Annotated in this window: 27 protein-coding genes and 1 tRNA gene; 11 read left to right on the top strand and 17 right to left on the bottom strand. The window is 61.2% G+C overall.

All coding sequences use genetic code 11. The features are described 5' to 3' along the window. Positions 1–23 precede the first annotated feature (23 nt). Positions 24–98, top strand: a tRNA-Met gene (locus BLW62_RS04005). A gap of 280 nt (positions 99–378) precedes the next feature. Further along, on the top strand, positions 379–768 hold the full coding sequence (locus tag BLW62_RS04000) for a hypothetical protein (protein ID WP_090505410.1): 390 nt from the start codon (positions 379–381) through the stop codon (positions 766–768). 299 nt (positions 769–1,067) lie between these two features. Here BLW62_RS04000 and BLW62_RS03995 read toward each other — a convergent pair whose 3' ends face one another. The 10 genes from BLW62_RS03995 to BLW62_RS03950 all read right to left on the bottom strand — a co-directional run bounded on the left by BLW62_RS03995 (position 1,068) and on the right by BLW62_RS03950 (position 11,621). After that, on the bottom strand, positions 1,068–1,595 hold the full coding sequence (locus BLW62_RS03995; RefSeq protein WP_090505408.1) for a DUF7974 family protein: 528 nt from the start codon (positions 1,593–1,595) through the stop codon (positions 1,068–1,070). Continuing rightward, positions 1,592–2,935 carry an ABC transporter ATP-binding protein gene (locus BLW62_RS03990; RefSeq protein WP_090505406.1) on the bottom strand — a complete coding sequence of 448 codons (1,344 nt, stop codon included), beginning with the start codon at positions 2,933–2,935 and terminating at the stop codon, positions 1,592–1,594. Before BLW62_RS03990 ends, BLW62_RS03995 begins: the two co-directional genes overlap by 4 nt. After that, positions 2,932–3,975 carry an ABC transporter ATP-binding protein gene (locus BLW62_RS03985; protein WP_090505402.1) on the bottom strand — a complete coding sequence of 348 codons (1,044 nt, stop codon included), beginning with the start codon at positions 3,973–3,975 and terminating at the stop codon, positions 2,932–2,934. Before BLW62_RS03985 ends, BLW62_RS03990 begins: the two co-directional genes overlap by 4 nt. A gap of 2 nt (positions 3,976–3,977) precedes the next feature. Next, positions 3,978–5,003, bottom strand: coding sequence for an ABC transporter permease (locus BLW62_RS03980; protein ID WP_090505400.1), 1,026 nt, complete (start codon positions 5,001–5,003; stop codon positions 3,978–3,980). A 2-nt stretch (positions 5,004–5,005) separates the two neighbouring features. Further along, complete coding sequence (locus BLW62_RS03975; RefSeq protein WP_076579176.1) at positions 5,006–5,953, bottom strand: ABC transporter permease; 948 nt, start codon at positions 5,951–5,953, stop codon at positions 5,006–5,008. A gap of 21 nt (positions 5,954–5,974) precedes the next feature. After that, entirely contained in the window at positions 5,975–7,639 is a 1,665-nt protein-coding gene (locus BLW62_RS03970; RefSeq protein ID WP_090505398.1) for an ABC transporter substrate-binding protein, read from the bottom strand. Between the two features lie 301 nt (positions 7,640–7,940). Continuing rightward, positions 7,941–8,510, bottom strand: a complete 570-nt coding sequence (hpt, locus tag BLW62_RS03965) for a hypoxanthine/guanine phosphoribosyltransferase (RefSeq protein WP_090506410.1) — start codon at positions 8,508–8,510, stop codon at positions 7,941–7,943. Positions 8,511–8,674: 164 nt separating this feature from the next. After that, positions 8,675–9,262, bottom strand: coding sequence for a DUF7344 domain-containing protein (locus BLW62_RS18885; protein ID WP_090505387.1), 588 nt, complete (start codon positions 9,260–9,262; stop codon positions 8,675–8,677). 181 nt (positions 9,263–9,443) lie between these two features. Then, positions 9,444–10,658 carry a bifunctional phosphopantothenoylcysteine decarboxylase/phosphopantothenate--cysteine ligase CoaBC gene (gene coaBC / locus BLW62_RS03955; protein ID WP_090505385.1) on the bottom strand — a complete coding sequence of 405 codons (1,215 nt, stop codon included), beginning with the start codon at positions 10,656–10,658 and terminating at the stop codon, positions 9,444–9,446. A gap of 216 nt (positions 10,659–10,874) precedes the next feature. After that, positions 10,875–11,621, bottom strand: a complete 747-nt coding sequence (locus tag BLW62_RS03950) for an NAD(P)/FAD-dependent oxidoreductase (protein WP_090505384.1) — start codon at positions 11,619–11,621, stop codon at positions 10,875–10,877. Between the two features lie 138 nt (positions 11,622–11,759). On the opposite strand from BLW62_RS03950, the gene BLW62_RS03945 reads away from it, so the two are divergent. Next, complete coding sequence (locus BLW62_RS03945; protein ID WP_090506409.1) at positions 11,760–12,281, top strand: SRPBCC family protein; 522 nt, start codon at positions 11,760–11,762, stop codon at positions 12,279–12,281. A 43-nt stretch (positions 12,282–12,324) separates the two neighbouring features. On the opposite strand, the gene BLW62_RS03940 is transcribed toward BLW62_RS03945, so the two are convergent. Next, the gene (locus BLW62_RS03940; RefSeq protein ID WP_090505382.1) at positions 12,325–13,392 is read right to left on the bottom strand and encodes a M42 family metallopeptidase; all 1,068 of its coding nucleotides are present in this window, start codon (positions 13,390–13,392) and stop codon (positions 12,325–12,327) included. A gap of 141 nt (positions 13,393–13,533) precedes the next feature. On the opposite strand from BLW62_RS03940, the gene BLW62_RS03935 reads away from it, so the two are divergent. The 5 genes from BLW62_RS03935 (at position 13,534) to BLW62_RS18495 (ending at position 18,429) form a co-directional block, all read left to right on the top strand. Beyond that, complete coding sequence (locus BLW62_RS03935) at positions 13,534–14,703, top strand: thiolase C-terminal domain-containing protein (protein ID WP_090505379.1); 1,170 nt, start codon at positions 13,534–13,536, stop codon at positions 14,701–14,703. Further along, complete coding sequence (locus BLW62_RS03930) at positions 14,700–15,095, top strand: Zn-ribbon domain-containing OB-fold protein (protein WP_090505377.1); 396 nt, start codon at positions 14,700–14,702, stop codon at positions 15,093–15,095. The genes BLW62_RS03935 and BLW62_RS03930 overlap by 4 nt, the downstream gene beginning before the upstream one ends. Before the next feature lie 85 nt (positions 15,096–15,180). Further along, on the top strand, positions 15,181–16,035 hold the full coding sequence (locus tag BLW62_RS03925; protein ID WP_090506408.1) for an NAD+ synthase: 855 nt from the start codon (positions 15,181–15,183) through the stop codon (positions 16,033–16,035). 474 nt (positions 16,036–16,509) lie between these two features. Further along, entirely contained in the window at positions 16,510–18,126 is a 1,617-nt protein-coding gene (locus BLW62_RS03915; protein ID WP_090505371.1) for a BCCT family transporter, read from the top strand. Positions 18,127–18,291: 165 nt separating this feature from the next. Further along, entirely contained in the window at positions 18,292–18,429 is a 138-nt protein-coding gene (locus BLW62_RS18495; RefSeq protein ID WP_175459672.1) for a hypothetical protein, read from the top strand. A 117-nt stretch (positions 18,430–18,546) separates the two neighbouring features. Here the strand turns inward: BLW62_RS18495 and BLW62_RS03910 are convergent, their stop codons facing one another. The 3 genes from BLW62_RS03910 to BLW62_RS03900 all read right to left on the bottom strand — a co-directional run bounded on the left by BLW62_RS03910 (position 18,547) and on the right by BLW62_RS03900 (position 21,055). Further along, positions 18,547–19,491: an alpha/beta fold hydrolase gene (locus BLW62_RS03910; RefSeq protein ID WP_090505369.1), complete on the bottom strand. Its 945-nt coding sequence runs from the start codon at positions 19,489–19,491 to the stop codon at positions 18,547–18,549. A gap of 83 nt (positions 19,492–19,574) precedes the next feature. Next, positions 19,575–20,642 (bottom strand): methylmalonyl Co-A mutase-associated GTPase MeaB, encoded by a 1,068-nt coding sequence (gene meaB, locus BLW62_RS03905; RefSeq protein WP_090505367.1) that lies wholly within the window; start codon positions 20,640–20,642, stop codon positions 19,575–19,577. Further along, positions 20,639–21,055 (bottom strand): cobalamin B12-binding domain-containing protein, encoded by a 417-nt coding sequence (locus BLW62_RS03900; protein ID WP_090505365.1) that lies wholly within the window; start codon positions 21,053–21,055, stop codon positions 20,639–20,641. Before BLW62_RS03900 ends, meaB begins: the two co-directional genes overlap by 4 nt. 227 nt (positions 21,056–21,282) lie before the next feature. Between BLW62_RS03900 and BLW62_RS03895 the strand changes: the two genes are divergently transcribed. Next, the gene (locus tag BLW62_RS03895; protein ID WP_090505362.1) at positions 21,283–21,957 is read left to right on the top strand and encodes an HD domain-containing protein; all 675 of its coding nucleotides are present in this window, start codon (positions 21,283–21,285) and stop codon (positions 21,955–21,957) included. A 58-nt stretch (positions 21,958–22,015) separates the two neighbouring features. Here BLW62_RS03895 and BLW62_RS03890 read toward each other — a convergent pair whose 3' ends face one another. Next, entirely contained in the window at positions 22,016–22,699 is a 684-nt protein-coding gene (locus tag BLW62_RS03890) for a LysE family translocator (protein WP_090505360.1), read from the bottom strand. A 71-nt stretch (positions 22,700–22,770) separates the two neighbouring features. Here BLW62_RS03890 and BLW62_RS03885 point away from each other — a divergent pair, with 71 nt between their 5' ends. After that, positions 22,771–23,451 carry an O-methyltransferase gene (locus tag BLW62_RS03885; RefSeq protein ID WP_090505358.1) on the top strand — a complete coding sequence of 227 codons (681 nt, stop codon included), beginning with the start codon at positions 22,771–22,773 and terminating at the stop codon, positions 23,449–23,451. Here BLW62_RS03885 and BLW62_RS03880 read toward each other — a convergent pair. Next, a complete protein-coding gene (locus tag BLW62_RS03880; RefSeq protein WP_175459671.1) occupies positions 23,436–23,888 on the bottom strand; it encodes a hypothetical protein in 453 nt (150 codons plus the stop codon). The two genes, BLW62_RS03885 and BLW62_RS03880, sit on opposite strands and share 16 nt — an antisense overlap. A 159-nt stretch (positions 23,889–24,047) precedes the next feature. Here BLW62_RS03880 and BLW62_RS03875 point away from each other — a divergent pair, with 159 nt between their 5' ends. Further along, a complete protein-coding gene (locus BLW62_RS03875; protein WP_090505356.1) occupies positions 24,048–24,752 on the top strand; it encodes a sensor domain-containing protein in 705 nt (234 codons plus the stop codon). 35 nt (positions 24,753–24,787) lie between these two features. Here the strand turns inward: BLW62_RS03875 and BLW62_RS03870 are convergent, their stop codons facing one another. Then, positions 24,788–25,597, bottom strand: a complete 810-nt coding sequence (locus tag BLW62_RS03870) for a creatininase family protein (RefSeq protein WP_090505354.1) — start codon at positions 25,595–25,597, stop codon at positions 24,788–24,790. Positions 25,598–25,610 lie beyond the last annotated feature (13 nt).

Here is a 25,610-nt window from a genome sequence, read left to right as displayed (position 1 = left end):
AGCACACTCGGTTATGAAGTGATAGCGGGATGGGATAGCCAGGAGATTCCGGCGGGCTCATAACCCGCAGACCGGTAGTTCAAATCTACCTCCCGCTATGTTTTGGCGCGAACAAGTACGTGAGCGCCATCCATAGCATGAAGGAGATTTGAATCAGGGAACAGCTCTGCTGTGACCGTAGTTCAAATCACCCTCCAGGTACTTTTCGAGACGAACAATAACAGTAGATAGTAGCACTGTTTCGTTATTTAGAATCACACCTGAAACGGAATTCGGCAGTTCGATAACTACAGTTGCGAACTGAGCGAGAACGGGATAGAACAAAGAGCGGTTTTAACGTGACGAAGACATTTATCATTCTACTGAAAATGATGGGATATGAAGCGTCGGAAGTTCCTTGTCGGGTGTGGCTGTGTCACGTCATTGGTTCTTGCAGGCTGTCTCGGGGGCAACGACGATGAAGATCGCGACGGTGGAGGCAGCAGCGATTACCTCGTCGTTGCTGGTCCGTACGACACCGCTCCACCTAAGGCATCGACGACAAGCATTGACGATCCAAAAGTTGAGGGGCCTGTCGAGGAGGTTGTCGTCGAAGCGATCGAGACAAACAGAACGGCGACGCAGCGACTCGACGAGGCGGAACGAGAAGCGGTAACCGATCGAATCGACGAACTACCCGGATATGAGGGTGACGACGAGTTTGAGCCCGCCAGTTACGTAACTCGGAACGACGATGCGGCCGCGGTGTTCTACGAACGGGAGGACTAACGGTCACCGCCTTTTGAAGTCATTCCAATAGTAGGCTCAAAACAATGAAAGAGAAGTCTTCAATATTGGCAAACTGGCGGAATCATGTCCGTGGATGTAGTGGTGTGTAGTTTCACCAACGTAGATGTCTAAGAAGAGGGTTTTAACAGCGCCCTTCCAGTGTTTTAGCGGGAATGAACCCGAGATCGGAATCGGTCCACTCTCTGTTTTGAGCCACCGTATTCTCGAGTACAACCACCGGCAATCGGGGTCGCTGGCGAGAGGGTGACTGGGAACGAGGAAAGAAGAACGGCCTCGGGTCAGTCCCGAATCTCGATTTCGGTTCGGTCGGTCAGGCCGCGCTGCTCGCCGTTTTTACAGGCGATACTGACTTCGATGGTGTACGTTCCCGGGTCGACGGATTCCCACTCGCCCGGTGTGACCTGGATTCGCTGTGGCCACTCGCGGCGAAACCGCTTTCGCTCGCTGCGCGAAAACGAGAAGGCGTCCGGTCGCTCTGGCACCGCTCGAGGCACCCGTGAGGCTGCTTCGAGCCCGTCGACCGACCACGTCCAGACGTTCGGCGACTCGGTTCGCAATCGGACGGGAAACGGAATCCGATTGCGGAACTCGACTCCGATCCGAACCGGTTCGCCGAGTTCGTAGGTGTCTCGATTCGTCGTGACCGAGACGTCGATCGCTCGATTTCGAAGCGCCTTCGGCATGAACGCGTGACTGAACGCGTCCCAGTTGATCGTCCGACGACTGTTCTTGTCGTCGTCCGCTTTCGAGGGCGTGAAGGGTTCATCCCCGCGCTCGAGCGCTCGCGATTCGTAAATTCGTCTCATCGGTCGATTTCTGGAGCGAGTGCTTCCGGTGGTTCGTCGACGGCGTCCGCGTACGCAGCGTCGAACCGGTGGCACGCGATCGGATGGTGTTTCTCCCCCGCTTCGAGGGTCGGACGGTCCGTCTCACACGGCGTCGTAAACGCCGACTCGAGTCGTTCCCGTGCGCGCTCGATGTCGTCTGTGGCGATCTCCTCGAGCGTCTCCGAGACGATTTCTTCCGCACGCGCGTCCTGAAGTTGATGTGGAATTCCGAATTCGTCGCGAATCGCCGTCGGAACGTCCGCTGCCTCCGCAGGCTCTGAGAGGACCGACTCGAGGCCGGCTTCGGCGTCGGCGAGTCGGAGTCGCAAGGTGAACACGCTGTGGAAGGCGTCCTGGTCGAACTCGAACTCCGCTGGCGGAATGACTTTCGGACAGCGAGTGTGGAAGCGACAGCCCGATGGCGGGTCGATCGGCGAGGGAACGGTTCCCTCGAGGATGACGCGGTCGCCTTCCCACAGCGGGTCGGGTTCGGGAATCGCGGAGAGCAACGCCTCCGTGTAGGGGTGTGAGTCGCCGGAGAACACCTCCTCCGGGTCGCCGGTTTCAACGATGTTACCGAGGTACATCACGGCGATCCGATCCGCGACGTGCTCGACGACCGAGAGGTCGTGTGCGATGAAGAGATACGAGAGGTTGAACTCTTCTTGAAGCTCGTTGAGCAGGTTCAGGATCTGCGCCTGAACCGAGACGTCGAGTGCGGAAACCGGCTCGTCACAGACGATGAACTCCGGTTCGACGGCCAGCGCGCGGGCGATTCCGATCCGCTGGCGCTGCCCGCCGGAGAACTCGTGTGGATACCGGTTGGCGTGACTCGCTTTGAGGCCGACGGTCTCGAGGAGTTCTTCGACTCGTTCGTTTCGTCGCTCAGACTGCGATCGATCGTCTTCGTCGTCGCTCTCGAGGATGTCGTGGACGTCGAGCGCTTCGCCGACGATGTCGTTGATCGTCAGCCGCGGGTTCAGACTCGCGAACGGATTCTGGAAGATATACTGGATGTTCGTCCGCATATCTCGCATCTCCCTTCGCGAGAGTTCGGTCAACTCGGTGCCGCGGTATTTGACCGATCCACCTGTCGGCTCGGTGAGTTGCACGAGCGAGCGACCGAGCGAACTCTTTCCACAGCCACTCTCGCCGACAAGGCCGAGGGTCTCCCCCTCGTGAATCTCGAGGTCGACGCCGTCGACGGCCTTGACTTCCTCTTGGCCTCCGAGGAACCGATCGAGGAAGCCGTCATTGGTCGTGTAGTACTTCTCTAACCCTTCGATCTCGAGGAGTGGCTCTCCCGAATGCTCACTCATTGGGACTCACCTCGGACGTCGATATCGTAATCCAATCCGGTCGCGAGTTCGCCGGTGTATTCGTGACAGGACGCCACGTGATCGGTGTTTTCTGCGTCGTCGGCGACTACCTCTTCGTCCGTGTCCATGAGTGGCGGTTCGCGCTTCATACAGACGTCTTCGGCGTAGGGACATCTCGGATGGAACCGACACCCCGTCGGCACGTCGATGAGGTCGGGCATCGCCCCGGGAATCGTCGTTAACTCCTCGCGTTCGTCTCCAATTCGCGGAATCGACGCCATCAACCCAACCGTATAGGGGTGTTTTGGCTCGTAGTAGAGCTCCTCGACGGGCGCTCGCTCGACGGCCTGTCCTGCATAGAGGACCATCACTCGATCGCAGAGCTCGGCGACGACGCCGAGGTCGTGCGTGATCAGTTGGATCGCCGTATCGAAGTCCGACGCGAGTTCGTCGAGTAACTCGAGAATCTGGGCTTCGATCGTCACGTCGAGTGCCGTCGTCGGTTCGTCACAGATCAGGAGATCCGGGTCGCACGACAGCGCCATCGCGATGACGGCTCGCTGTTGCATCCCGCCGGAGAACTCGTGGGGATAGTCCGAGTAGCGCGCCGACGCGTCGGGAATGCCGACGCGCTCGAGGAGTTCGATCGTCTCTTCTTTGGCCTCCTCGTCGGTTACGTCCTTGTGCGTGCGGATCGCTTCGGCGATCTGTTCGCCAACCGAGTAGACGGGGTTGAGTGCGGTTTCTGCGTCCTGGAACACCATCGCGATGTCGTTCCCGCGGATGTCCCGCAACTCGCTCTCGGACAGTTCGAGGAGATTTTGCCCCTTGAATCGAATCTCGCCGCTGACGATTTCGCCGGGGCTCTCGATCAGTTGCATCAGCGAGAGGCTCGTGACGCTCTTTCCGGCGCCACTTTCGCCGACGATACCGTACTTTTCGCCGCGTTCGATCTCGTAGCTGAGTTCGTCGACTGCGCGGACCACCCCGTCTTCGGTGTAGAACTGTACGACGAGATCTTCCACTTCGAGTAGTGACATTGTTATCGCATCCTCTCTTTTGCTGCGTTTCCTTGCGGATCGAGTGCGTCGTTGATACCGTCACCGACCAGGTTGATGGCCATCACGAACAGGAAGATCGCACCCCCGGGGAAGAGCGTGATGTGCCAGTGGCCGTAGACGATCGAATCGCGTCCGTTCGAGAGCATCGACCCCCATTCGGCGCTCCCTGGCTCGAGGCCGATGCCCAGGAATCCGAGCGCTGCGGCCGCGAGCACGATCGTCCCGATGTTGAGCGTTGCCTGAACGATGACGGGTGCCATCGCGTTGGGGACGATGTGTTTGAAGACGATAATTCGGTCCGGGGAGCCGAGTGCTTTCGCGGCCAGCACGTACTCGTTTTCTTTGACGGAGAGTATTTCCCCGCGTAAGAGTCTGGCGTAACTCAGCCACCCCGTGACGACGAGCGCGAAGATAATCACCCAGAATCCGGATCCGAAAATCGCGACGATGGCGATTGCCAGGACCAGGAACGGGAACGCGTAGAGCATGTCGATCATTCGCATGATGACCTCGTCGATCCAGCCGCCGAAGTAGCCCGCAACTGCGCCAAGCGGGATTCCGACGACTAACGCGAGCACGACGGCGATAAATCCGATGCTCAGACTGAGTCGTCCGCCGACGAGGACGCGGGAGAAGATATCACGCCCTGCCCAGTCCGTCCCGAACGGATGTGCGAACGACGGTGCCTCGTTCGCCTCGCCGACGTACATCTCGTTCGGACCGAACGGTGCGAGCGAAATCGGCTGCAGCGTGATCTGATAGCCCATCGTCGACACCTCGATCGGACGGGCGAAGATGGCGAGAACCGCCATCACGGCAATAATTAGCATCCCGAATAACGCCGTTCGATTCGATTTGAATCGGAGCCAGGCGTACTCGAGGCGACTGCGTCCGCTACTTTCCGATTCGCCGTCCCAGACCTCGGTGTCCGTCTGGTCGGCGACCGCTTCGTCGAACCCAGTAATGCGGATTCGACCACGTTGTGTCGTTGGTTGTCGTTGGCTCATAATTAATATCGAATTCGTGGATCGAGATACGAGTAGATGATATCGACGATCAGGTTGGCGACGATGATCGTGACTGCGATCAACAATACGCCGGCTTGGATGATGGGGAAGTCACGCTCGAAGATCGCGCCGACGAGCAATCGCCCCATTCCCGGCCAGGCGAAGACCTCCTCGACGACGACTGCGCCGTCGATGAGGAACGCGATCTGTAATCCGGCGACGGTCACGACTGCGATCAACGAATTACGCAGCACGTGTTTGAGGATGACCGTCCGCTCGCGCAACCCTTTCGCTCGTGCGGTTCGGACGTAGTCCTTGTTCAGTTCCTGGAGCATCGACGACCGCATCAGTCGCGTGATGAGTGCGGCGGATGCTGTCCCGAGTGTGATGGTCGGGAGGATCATGAACCAGAGCGTGCTGAAACTCAACAGCGGCGCGTCCGGCGGAATAACGCTGAACCACCCGAAGTGAACGCTGAAGATCCACAACAACACGAGACCGAGCCAGAAGTTCGGCGTTGCGATACCAGCGAGTGCAGCGATTCGGCTGACTTCGTCTGCAGTTTCGCCCTGCTTGACTGCGGCGATGATCCCCGTCGGGATACCGATCCCGAGTGCGAGAACCCACGCCGAGACACCGAGGAGAATCGTGTGTGGCAGTCGAGCGGCGATCGATGCGCCGACATCTCTACCAGTGATTGGCGATTCACCGAAATCGAGCAACAACGCGTCCTGTAACCAGAGCAGGTACTGTTCCCAAAGAGGAAGATGGAGGTTGTAATCCTCTCGAATTCCATCGAGGACCTCTTCGTCGACGTCACCGAAACCAGCGATCATGTCGACCGGGTCGCCCGGTGCGATGTGAATGAACGAGAACGTAATCGCTGAGACACCGAACAGAACTGGTATCGTGACGAGAACCCGCTTTAGTATATAGCGTGAAAGAGACATTGACCTGTTAGATGGTGCGTCTTACTGTACTTCGAGGTATTCCTCAGCGAGATCGTCCTGATAGTCCGTTCCAGTGAAGTCTTCCAGAATCGGGGAAATTGGCGTGTACGCCAGTTCTCCGACGTCGTGGAACACGTTGTCCATAATCGTCTCGCGTGGAATCAGACCGCTGATTCCGCGGCGGACTTTCGGATTGTTGAACGGCTCCTGCCAGAGTGGGAAGGTCAGGTATTCGTTCGTGAGGCCGAGTGCGCCGTCGATGTCGAAGTCGTCGTCGTCTTCGAACTCGGCGACACTTTCGGCTGGAAGTCCTTGGCTGAGGTCGATGTCGCCAACCTCCAGTGCCTGGTGACGAGAGGAGCCTTCCGGAATAACTTCCATGACGACCGTTTCGACCGGTGGGGTTTCGGGGACATCGTTGTCGTACTCGTCGCCCGAGTACCAGTGGTCGTCGTAGCGTTCGATCACGAATCGGTCGTCTTCTTGATGTTCGTCGAATTGGTACGGACCGGTCCCGACCGGGCCGTCGGAGAGGTCGACGTCGCCATCTTCGGCACCTTCTGGGACGATTGGGACGTCACCGGCACCAGTCGCCTCGAACGGTCCACTGTAGTCTCGGTGGTGTTCAATGACGATTTCGTGGTCGTTGACGATCTCGCTGCCTTCGTACCAGTCGTAAACGTCCGACTCGCGAAATTCGCCCTCGTAGCGCTCGTAGGATGTCTGGACGTCGTGTGCGGTGAACTCGTCACCGTTGTGGAACTCGACGCCTTCGCGGAGGTAGAACCGCCAGGTCGTGTCGTCTTCTTGCTCCCAATCCGTCGCAAGACCGGGTTGTGGATTACCGGCGAAATCGACGGCGATGAGGCTCTCGTACACGAGCGTGGTCGCCATGAGCGAGACCGTGTCCTCCTGACTGATCGGATCGAAGTCGGGGACGTCGGAGCCGAGATCGACACGAAGCTCGTCATCATCGTTGTCGACTTCCGTGTACACTCCCTCGTGTGGCGCGTACACTGCGGTGAACTCACGTCCCGCCATCGGATGCGTCTTGAACCCGCTCACTTCGTCGTCGTTCCAGGCAGTTACCTGTTCGCCGAATTGAATGAGTGCAACGGGGGAGAGTTCGACGAGTCGTTCCTGTGCATCTGCATAGATATCTTGTCGCGCTTCCTGGTCCGACTCTTCGACTCCTTCGTCGACCAGGTCGTCGTACTCTTCGTCCTCGAAGTGATTCGTGTTGATCCCACTTGGCGAGTGCGCACTCGAGTGATACGGGTTGTTCATGAACACGTGTGGGTCCCAGTCCGCGGCGTGACCGCTACAGAGGAGGGCATTTTCTTCCTCTTCAGCAACGCTGTTCATGAAGTCGAGATATGAGCCCCACTCCATATCTTCGAAGGAAACGTCGAAGAATCCGGTCTCGTTCAGTTCGTTTTGAATGAGTTCGCCGTAGGCGATTCGGTCGGAACTGTCCGAGTTCGCGTACACCGTCGTCTCGAACGGTGGCTCGACACCTTCTTCTTCGAACCCTTCCGCGATGAGTTCCTCTGCTGCATTGTCTGCTTCGACGTCACCTTCTTCGGAGATACAGCCAGCGAGACCGATTAGACCCGCTGCACCGAGACCTTTGAGTAATGGTCGCCGACTAATATCGCCGTCATCATTCGATCCGTGTGATGGCATGTCTTTGCTATATCTACCAGGATGTTATATGAGTTATGATTGGTACGTTCCCGGCAACTTCTGTCTGTATTTTTACGCGAAGAACGGAAACTCACTTTGTAGGAAAGCGAGTTTATTCGATACGATCTTCAAGTTATTAACGAGAATGATAGCTCATTAATGGGCTAATTTCCCCAATATTGATCGTATATAAATGTGGTATTTTGAACATTTTGCGCCGACATTTCGGGTTGGCCAGTACCCTTATATACTGCTATAGCCGGTGAACTGTCGGCGAGAGAACGCGCTTAGCGGGCTTCGATTACGAGTCGCCGTTCTCGTCGACGATGACGACCTCACCGTCGACGACGTCGACGTTGATCAGCGTTTTGACGCGATAACCTTCGTCTGCGACCTTGTTTTCGCCACCGACTTTCTTGATCACCGCAACGGTGTCTACGACTTCGGCACCGATCCCATCGAGGGCCTCGAGCACGGACGCGAGCGTTCCGCCCGTCGAGAGCACGTCGTCGAGGACGAGCACGCGTTCGCCCTCGCGGACGTCGTTGATGTACATCTCGTTCTCCGAGTAGCCCGTCTGTTGGGAGATAGCGACCTCATCGTCGAGTCCGTACTGGCGCTTTCGGATGACCGTCAGTGGAATGTCCGTCATCAGCGAGACGGCCGTCGAAATGTGGATGCCCATCGCGGCCGGCGTGACGATTCGATCGACTTCCTCAAGTTTCGCTTTTCGGATGATTCGAATGACGATCTCCCGAAGCAAGCCGGGGTCGAGTTTTGGTACGCCGTCGCTAATCGGGTGGACGAAGTAGTGATAACCGTTTTTCTCGATGATCGGGGCGTCGAGAAGCGACCGCTTCAACTGATCCATGTCGTGGGTCTGGTGGTCGTCGAGTAAAACTTGACGATACACTCGAGCCACGGATGATCGATCGTGATATCGCGACGTAGTGTCATACGGTTTCCTAACAGTCGGTACTGGTGCAACCGCGATCCATCCGCAGTTCCACCGGTAAACAGGGACAACAGTCCGCCTTAGTTGTCGCTTCCGTAGCTGAGTTCCGGAGGCTGATCACCGTGGCCGAGTCGCATATTTCGTTCGTAATAACTGTGGACGATCGCCGTCACCGTGAACGTTGCAGCGGTGATCCCCAGCCACGCGAGATCTGAAAAGATCGTCAGCGGGTAAATCTCGAGCCAGAGTGCAGCGACGAGCGCGCCAGAAATCGCACCGAGGGAGAGGTAGAGTTCGCGCCAGGCGAACTCGTGGCCGGGAACGATCTCGAGGTAGATGCTGATATCCTGGGCCCGATCCGTCGCTTCGATGACGCCGTCGTCGGAGTCGAACTCGAGAATCCCCGATTTGTCCATCTTCGGTAAGTGCGTCTGCTGGAGGGTCGTGTACACGCGCTTTCGTTGTTCAGGCGTGACTTCCTCGAGCGTGGTTTCGTACTCCCAGGCGGCGACTTGCTGGGCGAGATCACCGAGTTCGACGGGGCGGGAATCCTGCTGGAGATACTGCAGGACGTAGCGTCGTCGCTGGTTACGTAATACTTCGAAAACTTCACCCTTCGATAGTGAGTCTCCGGAATCGATACTATCAGATTGTTGTTTTTGCACCACAGATCACCTCACTACGCCGGTCGAGACTGCCCGCTAATTCGCGTTCGAACCGCCACCGATACCCAGCACGGGGGATCGACGACAGAGAGGGACGTGCGACTGAAACCGGTCGCATAGTTGGTAATTCAAGGCATGAACGCCACCTATATAATTCTCTTGACGTTCCCTCAAGCGGTATCTGTCAGTTTACTCCAAAAAGTGTGGCGATCGAATCCGCAATCTCTCCGGCTAATCCCGCCTTCGAGCCAGAGAATCTGGCTGCATCGGCGTCGTGGACCAACAGGGCGTTCGTTTGCTCGGCACCCATCACACTCGCGTCGTTCGCGACGACGAAGGCCAATTCTGCGCGCTCGAGTGTCTCGCGCGCTTGCTCGATCATCGCCGCTTCGTCGCCCGACGTCTCGGTTTTGAAGCCGACGATCGGCAACTCGGGGTGGTCGTCTCGAATCTCGTCGATGAGTTTCGGGGTCGGCTCGAGCGACAACGAGAGGTCCTGACCCGAGCGAATCTTCTCGTCGCTCGAGTCGACGGTGTAGTCGCCGATTGCGGCGACCGAAACCAGCGTGTCCGCGTCCGTACACGCCTCGCGGGTTACCTCGAGCATCGCGTCGGCACTTTCGACGGATCGAAGCGTCGCGTAGGACACCGTCCCGTCGGGGTTCGTTTGGGCCACCGCGCCGTCGCTGGTGATCGAACGCGGACCGACCAGTCCGTGGACGAGTGTCACGTCGGCACCGCGGACGTAGCAGGCCTTGGCGACTGCTCTGCCCATCTTCCCCGACGATCGGTTCGTCAGGACGCGAACGGGGTCGATCGCTTCACCCGTCGCACCGCTTGTGACGACAACGTGGTCGCCCTCGAGGGGCCGATCACCCGCCGCTCGAGCGATGTCGGTGACGATGGCGTCTTCGCTCGCGATTTTGGCTTTCCCCTCCTCGACGCGCGGATCGACGAACTCGACGCCCCACGCCGAGACGGTGTCGATGGCCTCGAGTACGCCGGGATGGTCGTACATCGGTTCGTGCATCGCGGGCGCGATGACGACGGGCGTATCGGCACCGAGAGCCGTTGTCGCCGTCGTCGTGACGGGCGTGTCGTCGACGGCCCCGGCGATCTTGCCGACGGTGTTGGCCGTTGCGGGGGCGATCACGAAGACGTCCGCCCAGCCGTCGTACCCGCACAGTTCGACGTGTTCGACGCGGCCCGTAATCTCGGTGACGACGTCGTTGTCGGTCGCGAACTCGACAGCCCACGGATGGATAATACCCGTCGCGCTTTCGGACATCACGGCCCGGACGTTGGCACCCTGTCGTCGCAATTCGTGGGCCAACTCGACCGTCTTGACGGCCGCGATCGAGCCCGTAACCCCGAGTGCGACGTTAACTCCCTCGAGCATTCGTCACTGTCTTCGGACGTTGGTGGCTTACGTGTACCGGAGACGGTCAGTATGCTCACTCGATCCCGATGTAAGCGAGATCGACAGTGCTGTCGTCAGCGAGAACACGATCGAGACCGACGGCACAGATACCAACGGCGAGGCAGAGGGGACATCGACGTGTAGACGACTACCGATAACGGTCGAAAGAACCGTTGGACGGACGAAAATCAGTGTTTAGCGCGTTTTGCTCTCCGCGACGCTCGGGTGCATCGTCGGCTTCTCATCCAACGGCTCCGAAAACGCCTCGAGCATCCGCGCTCTTGCCTGTTCGTCACGCTCGAGACGTTCGTCGTCGGAAATTTCCTCACAGCCCGGCGGCACCTCACGGCTGCGGCCAGTGAAGTAGCCCTCAGGGGCGACCCAGTCGTGGTAGAAGTTCGCGTCGGAGTCGTGGATCACCGCGAGACCGACTTTCGCGCCGTGGCCCGCCGCGACGATGGACTGGTGGGGTTCGTTGGCCAGTCGCCCGGCCGCGTAGATGCCGTCGACGGCCGTTCGGCCGCCGTCGTCGACCGAGACGTAGTGCTTGCTCCCGCGTTGGAGTCGACCCACGTCGAGCGGAACCAGGTACTCGCTGTCCGACCACGACGCTGCGATCACTCGCTGCGCCTCGAGGGGGTCGCCACCGTCGGTCTCGAGGACGAATCCCTGCTCGAGATCAGTTTCGTCGATCGCTTCGATTCGCGTCACGTGGCCGAGTTCGAACGTCGCGCCCGCGTTCCGGGCCTGTTCACGGCTCAGTTGCAGATAGCGTCGCGCGTCGATGCCATCGGGATAGCCGGGGTAGTTCTCGAGGCTCGCGTTGCGCGCGAGTATCGATTCGCCCCCGTCAATGACGAGGGTGTCCAGTCCGGCACGGGCGGTGAAGATCGATGCGGCGAGGCCGGCGACGCCGCCACCGACGATACAGACGTCTCGCATGCCACGAGGTAGTTTTCGGTCGGTATAGAAGGTGGCGACTCGAGTCTCGAGTGCCCCTCATGTTCGATTCGGCGGCTGTCATCTACCAACACTCTCTGGATGACAATCCTTACTTTCGAACGCATCGTACCGGTGGGCGTGGACAGAATTCTCCTCAGTACGCTCGTCTATCGCTCTCCCGAGGAGGTTTTCCCGTACGTGCAGGCGTTTACGAACTATCCTCGTTACACCGAGCACCTCAAAGACGTAACCGTCCACGGCGACGGCGGCGTCGGCTCTCGGTACGACCTCAGGTTCGCCTGGTGGAAACTGACCTACACGGCTCGCTCGAGGGTCACGGACATCTCCGAACCCGAGTCACTCGAGTGGCGACTGACGAACCGCGTCGACGCGCGCGGCGAGTGGCGCATCGAAGCGGAACCCGAGTCGGCTCCCGACGGCGAGGAGACGGCGAGTCGGGTCTACTTCGAGGCGGTGTACGACCCGCATACGGCGGATACGAGTTCGCTCTCGCTCCCGCGATTCGTCTCACTGGAGTGGGTTATCAAGAAGGTCCAGCCCAAACTGGTCGGGGAAGCCGAGACGGTCGTCGAACGCCTCGTCGCAGACATCGAAGGAAAGCGACGACCCGTCGAACTGACGGTTCACGAAACGCCGTAGTCGATGTCTTTTTTCCGTCGGTACTCTCTCCGTCGATCCACTATCACAGCGTGTACTCGTGTTCACCGTCCTCGCTGGCGAGGAACGCCTCGAGCAGGTCGATCGTCGCCGCGACGTCGTCGACGTGGGCGGCTTCGGTCGGGGTGTGGAGATAACGTGTCGGCACCGAAATCGCGCCGACGGGCTTGGCTCCGGCGGGGAACTGGAAGCCGGCCGTATCGGTGCCCCCGGCGGGTAGAATCTCGTGTTGATAGTCGATACCCTCGTCTTCGGCGACCGACTGCAGTCGCTTGTGGACCTTCGGGTTCGTGATGACGCTGCCGTCTTTGAGTTTGATCGCCGTCCCCTCACCGAGGTCGGTGACGTGCTTGCCGTCTTCGAATCCGGGGACATCGTTCGCGACGGTCACGTCCAGTGCGATGGCGAGGTCTGGGTCGACGTCGACGCCGAGTGCCCGCGCACCGCGGAGGCCGACTTCCTCCTGAACCGTCGCACAGAAGTGGATCGTCGCGTCCGGGTTCTCGAGTCGGCGCGCGGCCTCGAGCATCGCGAACAGGCAGACGCGGTCGTCCAAGGCTTTGCCCGTGACCGTCTCACCGACGCGTTCGGTCGTTTGATCCATCGTGACGAGGTCGCCCGGCGAGACGCGTTCCTCGAGATCCTCGTAGGGGAGGCCCACGTCGACGACGACGTCTTCTACGTCAGGGGTCTTCTCGCGTTGCTCGTCGGTCAGCGTGTGCGGTGGCGGTGAGCCGATCACTCCCGGCAGGTCGCCGTCGTCCGTGTGGATCGTCACCCGCTGGGCTTTGAGAATTCGCGCATCCCAGCCCCCGAGCGCGTCGAGTTCGACGAATCCGAAGCCGTCCTCGCCGCCCTTGAGGTGGCGAACCATAAATCCGATCTCGTCCATGTGCGCCGCGACGGCAATGGAGTGATCGGACTCGCCCTCGAGCGTCCCGACGACGTTCCCCATCGCGTCGGTTCGGACCCGATCGACGCTCTCCTCGAGGTCCTCGATGACGAGGTCGCGAATTCGGTCCTCGTAACCGGGGACGCCACTCGTTTCAGTCAATTCTGTGAGGTGATCGAAGTCGAAGGGAGTCGATTCCATACTGGCACTCGTTGCGACGTGAAAATAAACGTACGGGCTCCGACACGTGTCCGAGACTCAGCTGAATAGTCACTCACTTTCGAAACTTGTCACGACTGCAACCGCGGAGTATTAACGGAGCGATCGACTAGGAGTGTGCGTATGAGTGACGTACGTGTTGCAGGTGTTGGCGTGACTTCCTTCGGGAACATGCCCGAGAAAACCGGCCGGGAACTCTTCGCGACGGCAAGCATCGAAGCGTTCGAAGACAGCGGAGTTCCCCGCGAGGACGTCGACGCGCTCCTCTATGGCAATTTCATGGGCGAACTATCGGAACATCAGGGTCATCAAGGGCCGCTTATGGCCGAGGCCGCCGGGATTCAGGCCCCGGCGACCCGATACGAGTCGGCGTGTGCCTCGAGCGGGACGGCCGTTCGGGACGCGGTCTTGCGCCTTCGAAACGGCGAGGACGACGTGATCCTCGTCGGCGGTGCCGAGCGGATGACCAACCTCGGGACGGCGGGGGCGACGGAAGCACTCGCCATCGCCGCGGACGACCTCTGGGAGGTTCGGGCCGGGACGACGTTCCCTGGCGCGTACGCGTTGATGGCACAGGCGTACTTCGAGGAGTACGGCGGCGTGCACGAGGATCTCGCTCACATCGCCGTCAAGAACCACGAGAATGCGCTGCCGAACGACAAGGCGCAGTACCAGCGCGCGATCGATGTCGAGGACGTCCTCGAGGCGCCACAGGTTTCCTCGCCGCTCGGTCTCTACGACGCTTGTCCGCTCTCCGACGGGGCGGCAGCACTCGTCTTGACCAGCGAATCCTACGCCGAGGAACACAACCTCGAGAGCGCGGTGTCGATCACGGGTACCGGACAGGGCGGCGACCGAATGGCCTTGCACGATCGCGAGTACCTCGCGCGTTCGCCTGCCGCCCGCAACGCCGGCGAGGAGGCGTACGCCGATTCGGGAATCGGGCCCGCAGACGTCGATTTTGCCGAGGTCCACGACTGTTTCACCATCGCGGAAGTGCTCGCGATCGAGTCGCTCGACCTCTTCCAGATCGGCGAGGGAATCTCCGCCGCTCGAGACGGGCGAACGACGGCCGACGGCGAGACGCCGATCAATCTCTCCGGTGGGCTGAAAGCGAAGGGCCATCCGGTAGGCGCGACCGGCGCGTCACAGATCGCCGAGGTCACGAAGCTCCTCTCCGGCAAACACCCCAACAGCGAGTTCGTCGAAGACGCGACGACGGCCCTCGCGCACAACGCGGGTGGCACCGTCGCGAGTGCAACCGTTCACGTTCTGGAGGTGAGTGACGCATGAGCGAGAACGAGACGAACCCACGAGATGCCGGCTTCGACGAGTGGCTCGACGCCGCCGAAAAAGAGGAAGCGTACTACTTGTCGTGTCCGGAGGGCCACGGCTCGCTGCCGCCGCGACGCGTCTGTCCCGACTGCGGCGCGACTGACCTCGAGGAGGTCGACCTTCCCGACACCGGCGAGGTCCAAACGTTCACCGTCACGCACGTTCCGACGCCGGCCTTCGAGGAGGACGCCCCCTACGCGACGGCCGTCGCGAGCTTCGGGTCCGTGCGCATCACCGGACAGATCGTCGGGATCGACCTCGAGGCCATCGAAAACGGTCTCGAGGTCGAAATCGAGATCACGGTCTCGGAGACGACGGGTGAACGGGTCCTTTCGTTTGCGCCCGTCTGAGCGAGCGCCCTCGAATTATCGTCTGACCACGTGCTTTCGAAAGCGTACGGCTTTTATGGCCGCTTCCGGTTACGTGCCAGTCCAGATGGCAAATCTCTACGAGCAGACCCAGACTGAGATCGATCCGGCCGACCTCCGGTTTTCGGCGGCGGAGATCGAAGCTCAGGTCGATCATCTCACCGAGTTCATCCGCGACCGCGTCGGGGCCGCGGATGCCGACGGCGTCGAGATCGCGCTCTCGGGCGGGATCGACAGCACGACGACCGCCTACCTCGCCGTCGAGGCGCTCGGTACCGACGCGGTCCACGGGATCATCCTCCCGAAGGAGGTAAACGAAGACGAAAACATGAGCGACGCCGAGCGGGTCGCCGAAGATCTCGGCATCGACTACGACGTGATCGGCATCGATTCGGTCGTCGAGGAGACGTTGAGTCGGGCCGACGCCGAGAATTACAACGCCTCCGAGGACCGGTGGGAGGGCCGTTACGTCGGTAACACGAGCGCCCGCGTCCGGATGACGATGACGTACCTCGTCGCCAACCGGGAGAACCGGATCGTCCTCGGGACCGGCAACCGCGCGGAGCTCGCGACGGGCTACGTGACGAAGTACGGTGACGGCGGCGTCGACTGTAATCCGCTCGCGAACCTCTACAAACAGCAAGTCCGGCAGGTTGCGGCCCACCTCGGTGTTTCGGAGTCGCTCGTCCGGAAGACGCCGACCGGCGGAATGGTCGACTACGGAACCGACGAGGAGGAACTCGGGATGGACTACGACACGCTCGACGCCGTCCTGGCGTTCTACATCGACGGCAACCTCCCGGCGTCGGTCGTCGCTCGACTCACGAACACCACCGTCGAGAGCGTCGAGCACGTCGCGTCGCTCCACGAGGAGAGCGACCACAAACGAACGGCGCCGACGGAGCCGGAACCGCTGTTCTGATCGTGTCGCGAACAGCGTTGGGGCTCGAGGACCCTGCGTAAACCCGTAAATGAAGATACCCCTGATAAGACCGGCTGGAGTGCTAACGCCGCAGGTTGAAGTATCCATACACTAACCTTCGACTATCGAATCGAGCCACACATCCGCTGGCTCGCGGTTGTCGACGTATCGGCTGTATCAGTCTCGCCGCCTACACGCAGGCGGTGACGGGGGAGGGCTTCTCCTCGAGCACCCGTGAAAACGAGTCAGTGAGCGATTCCAATACCGGAAACACGACGCGACACGACGCGTTTCGCCGAACAGCGGTCGAACTGCCGACAGGAGGTCGAACCGCCGACAGAACGGGCGCTCGCGCGTACACTCGAGGCACAGACTCACGACTGGACTCGAGTCTCTCGTTCTGACGGTCAGCGAAGACAACCGAAAATACACAGATATGATCCACGAAACGTGGTGCAAGGCGGTAGTTGACGAATGAGCCGCACACGAAACGCACTCCGCCAATTCATCGACGAATTGGATTACGTCGTCTTCAGCGCCGGTTTCGTCGTTACGGCACTCGCAGTAGTCGTCTTCGCGCTTCGAGACGATGCAGCTGCGGCCCACATGGAGAACGCGAACGAGTTCCTTCAGGCGAATTTCGGCTGGGCGTACCTATTGGTCATGTTCGCCCTGATCGTCTTCGTCGGCTTTCTGATCTTCAGTCCGTGGGGGAACATCACCCTCGGGAAGGACGACGAGGAACCGGCGTTTAGCTTCCCCGCGTACTTCGCGATGTTGTACTCGGCGGGAATCGCCGCCGGCGTCGTCTTCTGGGGACCAGCGGAGGCGATTTTCCACTACGACGCCGTCTCGCCGTTCGTCGGCGCGGAAGCCGGGTCCCCCGAGGCTTCCGTCGGCGCCGTCCAGTACACCTTCTTCCACTGGGGAATCTCCGCGTGGACAGCCTACGTCGTGTTGGGCATCCCGATCGCGTACTACGCCCACCGATACGACGCGCCGATGCGCATCTCGACGATCCTCCTCCCCTGGCTCGGTGAGGACAACCTCGAGCGCCCGATCGCGAAGGCCGTCGACGTCCTCGCGGTGTTCGCGACGATCGGCGGCGTCGCGGCGACGCTTGGTTTCGTCGGCGACCAGTTTCTGACCGGCATCGAGTGGACGACCGGGACCGCCGTCGGCGACGGAGGGACGGTGCTCGTCATCACCGGATTGACCGTCGCGTTTACGATTTCCGTCGCGCTCGGGGTTCGAAAGGGAATCCGCCGGATCGCGTACTTCAACCTCGCGCTGTTCGCGGTGTTGTTGCTCGCGACCTTCGTGCTCGGGCCGACGCGGTTCATCATGGCGCTGGGAACGGAGGCTCTCGGCGGCTACATCAACGACTTCATCACGATGAGCTTCTACACCGGTGCCGACGCCGCCGAGAGTTCCACCGTCTCCGGCTGGGTCGGCGACTGGACGATCTTCTATTGGGCCTGGTGGTTCTCGTGGTCGCCATTCGTCGGCCTGTTCATCGCCCGCATTTCGCGGGGACGGACCGTCCGTCAGGTCGCCGTCACCGGCGTTCTCGCTTCGACGAGCATTACGATCCCGTGGTTCGCGACGATGGGTGGCTCAGCCATCTTTCTCCAGCAGAACGGCGAGGCCGACATCCTCGGTGCGGTCGACACCTACGCGGAGGCCGGTGCCGGCTACCCCCTATTCGAGGCGCTGCCCCTCGGCGGCGTGTTGACCGTCATGTTCCTCCTACTGGTGACGACGTTCTTTATCACCTCCGCCGACTCCTCGACGCTCGCCCTCGGCATGCTGACCACCGGCGGCGAGGAGGAGCCCTCCACGATCAACCGAGTCATCTGGGGCTTTCTCATCGGTGCGCTGGCCTCGCTGTTGATGGTCGTCGGCGGTGTCGACGCGTTGCAGGCGGCCGCCATCATCACCGGCGGCCCGTTCGCCTTCGTCACCCTGATCGCGGTCGCCTCGATGGTGCTCGCGTTCGGGAACCGAAACGCCATCTTCCTCCGGGAGGAAGACGATATCTCCGTACCCGGATCTGACTCGTCCGTTGAGGACTCCGTCGCGGACGACTGAGATGGGCGGTAGCGAGCAATTGCTCTGTTTTCGAACTCGAGATCACGGTCTCGGAGACGATGAGCGAGCACATAATCGGATTCGCGCCCGTGTAGCGGTACACAGCCCCTCATTTCGGTGTGCTGACTAGTAGGAACTTTGTCACTAGAGCGAAAGCCACGATCGATGGGGATGGAACTGCTACTCAGTTACACCACGCTGGCGGTACTCCTCGGATTCTGTGCCGTCGTCTTCGCATCGTATCTCGGCACGACGCTCGCTCTCCGGGAATTTCATGACTCCGATCCCGAGAATTCGTCGTAACTTCATCTTGGACGGGGCGGCCAAGAGAGAGAAACTTGTCGGATCAATGGATTGGCACTCGAGTCACGGCGCAACTCGTCGACGCTGCCGGATGAACGTGTCAGGGCCGCCGCCGAGCTACTCGTCGACGCTACTGGACGACTGTAACAACTCGGCGGTCAGGTACTCGAGGAATTTGTCGGGATGTTCGGCGTGTGGGAGCTGGGTGGCGTAGTCGATGACGACGAGGTCGAGGTCCGCAGCCTCGGCGAGGTCGCGCCCTTCGGCCAATGGAACGAGTTCGGCGTCTCGCCCCCAGACGAGCGTCGTCGGGGTCTCGAGTGCGGCCAGCTCCGTCGCGAGGTCGAACTCCGGATCGAGCGTTCCGGACGCGAACGACGCAGGAGCGTAGCGAGCGCCGGGTTGGTGGGCGCTTTTCCAGGCGTACTCGACTTCTCGCTCGTCGATGCGGGAGGAATCGTAGTAGCCGTCGCGATCGTAGAAGTAGCGAATCGAGGGTTTGCTCGCGAGTACATTGAAGAGCGTCGTTCCGACGACCGGCGTCCGGAGGAGGGTGCGAACCCACGGTCGCTCCTCGCCCGTCTCGGCGGTCGGGCCGACCAGGACGAGTTGTTCGATATCGGTCTCGCCAGCCGCGTCGGCGGCGAACGCCCCGGTCAGCGAGGAGGCGACGACGATCGGGTCGTCGGTGACGTCGTCGACGAAATCTCGGACGAACTCGGCGTAGAGCGTCGCGGAGTAGACTAACGGCGGTCGCTCGGAGCGGCCGAATCCGGGGAGGTCGACCGCGAAGACGCGGTACTCCTCGGCCAGTCGCTCGACGATCGGCTCGAACTCGTGGCTGCTTGAGCCGGCGTAGATCCCGTGCAAGAGGACCAAATGTGGATCGTTCGGGTCGCCGGCGACGGTATAGCTGGTCTCGATCCCGCGCCAACGATAGGTTCGTTCGATCCCGACGAGCGGGTTCTCGAGGCCGTCCGCACGGTGTTTGAGGAGTCGGTTTCCGACTACGGCCGCGCCGACGGTGCCAAGCGTTCCACCGAGTAGTGTGCGGAGTCTCATATCCGACCGTTCACCATCGATGCTCTTAGGCCTGCGGTTGGTAATCAGCCCACGTCTACGGCGGTGTCGCTGCTGGGCAGCGCTCACTCGGTCTCGAGTTCCTCGAGACAGGCGTCGACGGGTGCCAGTACCTCGCCGGCGATGGCGTAGGGATCGGTCTCGCCGGTTCGGACACGCTCTGCGAGCGCGTCGATCCCGCCGCTGTCGGCGAGTTCCTCCTCGAGCATCGCGTGGACGTCCTCACGGAGGAGTGTGCGGATCTCCTCGGCGTAGCGCTGACGGACCTGTTCGGCGTGCTCGCCAGAGTCGTGGAGGTACGTCCGGTGATCGTGAAACGCCTCGAGTAGCGTTTCGATTCCATCTCCGGTCGTCGCAACGGTTTCGACGATGGGGGTAGTCCAGCCCGCGTCAACTTCCTCGTCGGCGGGTTCGCCGTCCCAGTCGTCGTGGGCGTCGATGACCTCCTGACTATGGTGGCCACCGTCTCCAGCGGCGAAGCCGCTTTCGTTGCCCAGTTGGATCATGTCTCGCAGCTCCTGGACCGTTCGGTCGGCACCGTCGCGGTCGGCCTTGTTGACGACGAACACGTCCGCGATCTCGAGGATGCCGGCTTTCAGCGTCTGAATCTCGTCGCCGGAGCCTGGCGGAACGAGCACGGCGACGGTGTCTGCCGTGCGGACGATATCGATCTCGTTCTGGCCAGCGCCGACGGTCTCGATGATGATCTTGTCCTTGCCGAAGGCGTCCATGGCTTTGACGGCGTCCGCGGTCGCCGTCGAGAGCCCGCCTAAGGTGCCGCGGGCGCTCATCGAACGGACGAAGACGTCCATGTCACCAACCGTGGAGGCCATCCGAATGCGATCACCGAGGACGGCCCCGCCGGTAAACGGCGAGGAGGGGTCGATGGCGATCACGCCCACCGTCTCTCCGCGCTCGCGGTAGGTCTCCGCGAGTTTGTCGACCAACGTCGACTTTCCTGCGCCCGGACTGCCGGTGATGCCGATGACGTCGGCCTCGCCCGTGTGCGCGTAGAGTTCCGAGACGAGGTCCCGGTAGCCCGGCGAGCGGTTCTCGATCTTCGAGATGACGCGAGCTAACGCGCGGTGCTTGCCCTCGAGGAGGTCCTCGAGTAACGTCTCGTCCGAACTCATCGCTCGGGTGCGTTCTCGCGGACGAACTCGATCGTCTCCTCGACCGACGTGCCGGGGCCGAAGATCGCAGAAACGCCCTGTTCCTCGAGTTGCTCGCGGTCTTCGTCGGGGATGACGCCGCCAGCGAGAACGAGGGTGTCGTCCTTTGCGTCGTACTCCTCTAAGCCATCCATGATCTTGGGCACGAGCGTGTCGTGAGCACCGGAGAGGATCGAGATGCCGAGAACGTCGACGTCCTCCTGGACGGTTGCCTGGACGATTTCCTCGGGGGCTTTGTGGAGTCCCGAGTAGATGACTTCGAACCCAGCGTCACGGAACGCGCGCGCGATGACGTGTGCGCCACGGTCGTGACCGTCGAGGCCGACTTTGGCGACGAGACAGCGGATCGATTCTTGCTCCTGTTCGCTACTCATGTCCGGTACTTCCCCAGCCGCCTGTTTGACTTTAACGGAAAATTGTGGTGTTTCGATCTCCCTCGCGGAGTGGGTGAGAGGAGAGGCGAAACCCGACCTAGTCGCTGGATTCGACGATCCAATCGTGGCGCACGCGAGCCGTAATCGGCGTGAACCAAAGGCTAAAGAGCGAAACGACCTAACAGTCTGGTAATGACTATCGTTCGTTTACTGCGGAGGGATCTCTCGTGGGCGTCGAGATAAAAGAAACCAAAGTGACCGACGCCGAGTTCGAGGAGATGAAAGGGTTCGTCTTCGAGTATCTCTCGGCCAGCGTCGAGAAAGAAGACGAAGGCGGGCGGATGCGGTGGTACCCGTGGCACTCCGCGGAGTACCGTCACAACCACATCCTCAACGTCGTCGATCTCGCCGAAGAGATCGCCTACGAAGAGGGCGCGGATGTCGACGTCACCCGCGTCGCCGCCCTCTTTCACGACGTTTCCAAACTCGAGGCCGACCAAGAACTCCACGCCGAAGCCGGCGCTCGCGTCGCTCGAGAGTACCTCGAGTCGCGTGGGAGCTACCCCGACTCGTTCATCGATCAGGTGTGTCGCTCGATCGAATACCACTCCTACCAGGGTGAGTTGACCGACCTCGACCGCGAGACGCAGTGTCTCGTCGAGGCCGACTTACTCGACAAAGTCGGAGCCAACGGCACCGCGCTCATGCTCTTGCGCATGGGCTACGAGGCTCGGACGCACATGGACGCCGACGAAATGGTCGATCGCGTCCTCGAGCGCGGCTACGACGCCGCTTCGCGCGTCCGGAGTGACACCGCGGAGGGAATCGCCCATCGACGACTCAAACGCGTCAAGTGGTTCAGCGAGTGGCTCGAGGACGAGATCGCCGGGATTGGCGAGTAGCGCCGACTTGCGGTAGCGGATCGCGTTTTTCGGTCTCCATCCACCGTGAGTCGACGGCTCAGACGAGTGCCAATACGCCGACGCCGAGAAAGAGCGCTCCGAAGCCGGCGAGCACGACGCCACTCGCGACAGCGACGGCGGGTGCGAGGGCGTCGACGCGTCGACCGACCGCGACCAATCCAGCGGGGTAGGTAACGATCCAGAGCGCGACGCCCGCGAAGAATCCGGCGAGCAGCGTCGGCGAACCGGTCTGGACGACCATTACACCCTCGAGTGACGCTCCGGCTCCGGGGACGTGTGCGAGGACGTCGAGCGTTCCGGGCTGGAGCAACCCGACGCCGACGGTGAGCCAGAAGCCGAGTTGGTAGGGGTTGGTCAGCGAGAGCGCGAACGTCTTCTGGAACCCCTTCGAGACGCCGAGGTCGCCCTCGGCCGCGGTAAACGTCGCGGTGTCTCTGGCTTCCTCGAGGGCACCCAGCGCGAAGTAGCACATGAGCGCGCCACCAACGAGGTAGAGGATGGGCTGGATCGCCGACGATTGGTCGATCACGGCGGCGACACCGGCCAGCGTGAGGACGAAAAAGACGACGTCCGCCGTCATCGCACCTAACCCGGCCCGGAAGCCGGCCGCCCAGCCGCGGACGACGCTCTCTTCGGCGATGATGGCGTTCATGGGGCCCGGCGGGGCGGCGAGCGCGAGGCCGAAGACGACGCCCGCGAGTGCCGTTGCGAGGAGACTCACTGGCTTTTTCGTGGGGCGGGTTTCGTGAAAAGGCCACTGACTTTGATGTCGTCGGGCCCGTAGCGGACCGTATGGTCGACGTACTCGCAGATGACATTGAACGCTTCGTGCGCACGATCGGGCCGGATCCCGACGAGACGCTTCGCGAGATGGACGCCGTCGCCGAACGCGAGGGCTTCCCGCATGTCGGCCCCGAAGTTGGTGGGTTTCTCCGGTTTACCGCCCGAATGAGCGACGCCGAACGGATTTTCGAGTTCGGTTCGGGCTACGGCTACTCGGCGTACTGGATGGTAGACACGCTCCCAGCAGACGGCGAAATCGTCCTGACGGACGTCGATTCGGACGTCCTCGAGCGCGCCCGCGAGTACCTCGAGCGGGGCGGATACGCGGATATCGCCCGATTCGAACTGGGCGACGCACAGGAGACGATCGAGGAGTACGACGGCCCATTCGACGTAGTCCTGATCGATCACCAGAAAGAACGCTACGTCGAAGCGTTGGAGGCCGTCCGCCCGAAGGTACCAGTAGGCGGTGTCGTCGTCGCGGATAACGCGATCACGGCGTCGCCCGTCGATTTCGACGATCTGCGCGCGCTCCTCGACTCAGACGATCCGTCGGCCGCCGTAGTCGAAGCGAACGAGGCGACCCGCGGCGTCGCTGACTACCTCGAGAAGATCACTGGCGATCCGGATTTCGAGACGATTCTCTTGCCACTGGGAGAAGGAATCGCCGTCAGTTACCGCGTGTCGTAGGATTCGCTCTCGAGAACCTGCTCTTCGGGCGTGTCTGCACTGGTCGTCGCGCCGTACTCACGAAAGCCCAAAAACGTCGTTGCCGCACAGGCGGTGAGTAGCGTTCCCCAGGTCAGCGCGCCGAGTAAGTAGACGTACACCGCTGGATCGCCGGGAACGGCCGTGCCGACGGTCTCGAGACCGACGACGTGGAAACTGGTGAGCGAGAGGAACGCGACCCAGAATCCGAGCGCGAGTGTCGCGAGCGTTCGCCGGGAGACTCGAGTCGCGTAACTCGCGACGCCGTAGACGCCCGCGATGGCGACGGCGGTCGCTGCGAGCGTCGGCGTCATCGTCTCGACGACACTCCCTGTGGTCCCGGCAGCGGCGAGACAGGTGAACGAGGCGGCGAGCAACAGTTGGTCAGAGCGAGTGATAGTCGAGATCACGTCGTGCACCGGTTTGCTGGGACGAGTGGTCGATCGGATATATAACTTTGGCTCTGCCCCCGATATTGACGCGTTCTGTCGATTTACTCGCCTGTCCGTCGACTCGAGGGCATCTTGCTTCGAGTCGTGGAGTGGACGTTATTTGTGATAGCCGCTGAACTTGTTCGCATGGGAAACATTCCCGGCCCGATCAGCGCCTCCGACAGCGTCGTGCGTTCGGTTTTCGGAATCGTTCTCGAGGCCCAGACGTACAAGAACGTCGTCTACTTACTGCTGGCGTTTCCGCTGGGGTTCGTGTACGCGATGTTCGTCTGGTTCGGATTCATTTTCGGACTCGTCCTCTCGGTGGTCGTCGTCGGATTCGGGATCTTGCTTGCGACCGTCTTCGGGACGCGACTCCTCGCCCGCTTCGAGCGCTGGCTCGCGAACGCGTTGCTCTCCCTCGAACTCCGAGCACCGTCCGACCGACCCCAATCGGGAGGGCTCTGGGAGACGACTAAAGGGATGGTCGATGCACCCTCTACCTGGCGAAATCTCGGATTCGTGACGCTCAAATTCTGGTTCGGGTTCGTCGGCTTCCTGCTCGTCGCCTTCCTCGTCAGTTCGATCGAACTCCTCTTCACCCCGCTTCGCTACCCCACGGCGGTCGAGTTCGGGACCGTCAACGACCAACCGGTCGTCTGGACGATCGAGACGCTTCCCGAGGCGCTCGTCGCCGTCCCAGTCGGCGTACTCGCGACGCTGGTGCTCTTGCACGTCTCGAACGGCGTAGCCTACGTCGCGAAACGAAAGGCGATCGCACTGCTCGGACCCGTTGCATCCAGCGAGGAACCAGACAACGGCTCGGAAGAACCTCACGAATCGGCGCACTAGCCCTCAACAATCGCCGTACGCATTCGGACGGCGGGTTATCGCTCTGCGTCACCCTCGAGTCGATTCCCTGCCTGGGACTCGAGGTGTGGCTTTGGCATGAGGTCCTCGATGGGTTGGTCGTCGAGCCACTCGAGGAGGGCCACGAGTTGGTCTGTTGCGGCTTCGAAGAGTTGCTCGCCGATTTCGGGCGTCGCGTCGGTTTGGTCGCCGAAGACGCCGTTTTCGCTGTTCTCGATGCAGTCGTAAAACGTGGTCGCGCCGTGGACGCGTTCGGCGTCGAAATCGAAGACCGTGCCGCCGTCGCGGGCGTCCTGGAGTCGGTCGGTCCGGACGAGTTCCTCGGCGATGTGCATGATCATCGCGGTTTCCTTCGGGCCGCCGTGAGGGCCGGGGGTGTCGAAGACCTCCGTAATCAACTGGGGAATCGATTCGTCCCACATCCACTCGACGGCGTAGGCGGTTTCGTCCTCGTGGAGTCGTCGACCCACTTCGCGGAGATGGGCGACGTTGCCGCCGTGGGCGTTGACGTAGACGATTCGGTCGATGCCGTGGGAGGTGAGATTGCGAGAGAGGTTCTCGACGTAGTCGCGGAAGACGGGTGCGTCGACCCACATCGTCCCGTGGAACTGGCGGTGGTGGGGACTGACGCCGATCTGGATCGGCGGGGTACAGAGCATATCCGCCCGCTCGCTGGCTGCTCGAGCGAGCGCGTCGGCGATCATGGCGTCCGTTCCCTCCGGTAGGTGTGGACCGTGTTGTTCGGTCGAGCCAACGGGCACGACGGCGAGTGACTCGCGACCGACGTACTCGCCGAGTTCGGGCCACGTTCGGTGTGGAATGTACATGCGTATTCACTCG

Origin of the sequence: Natronorubrum sediminis (genome assembly GCF_900108095.1) — an archaeon.
GTDB classification, from domain to species: Archaea; Halobacteriota; Halobacteria; order Halobacteriales; family Natrialbaceae; genus Natronorubrum; species Natronorubrum sediminis.
This window is presented reverse-complemented; position numbering and strand designations above follow the sequence as displayed.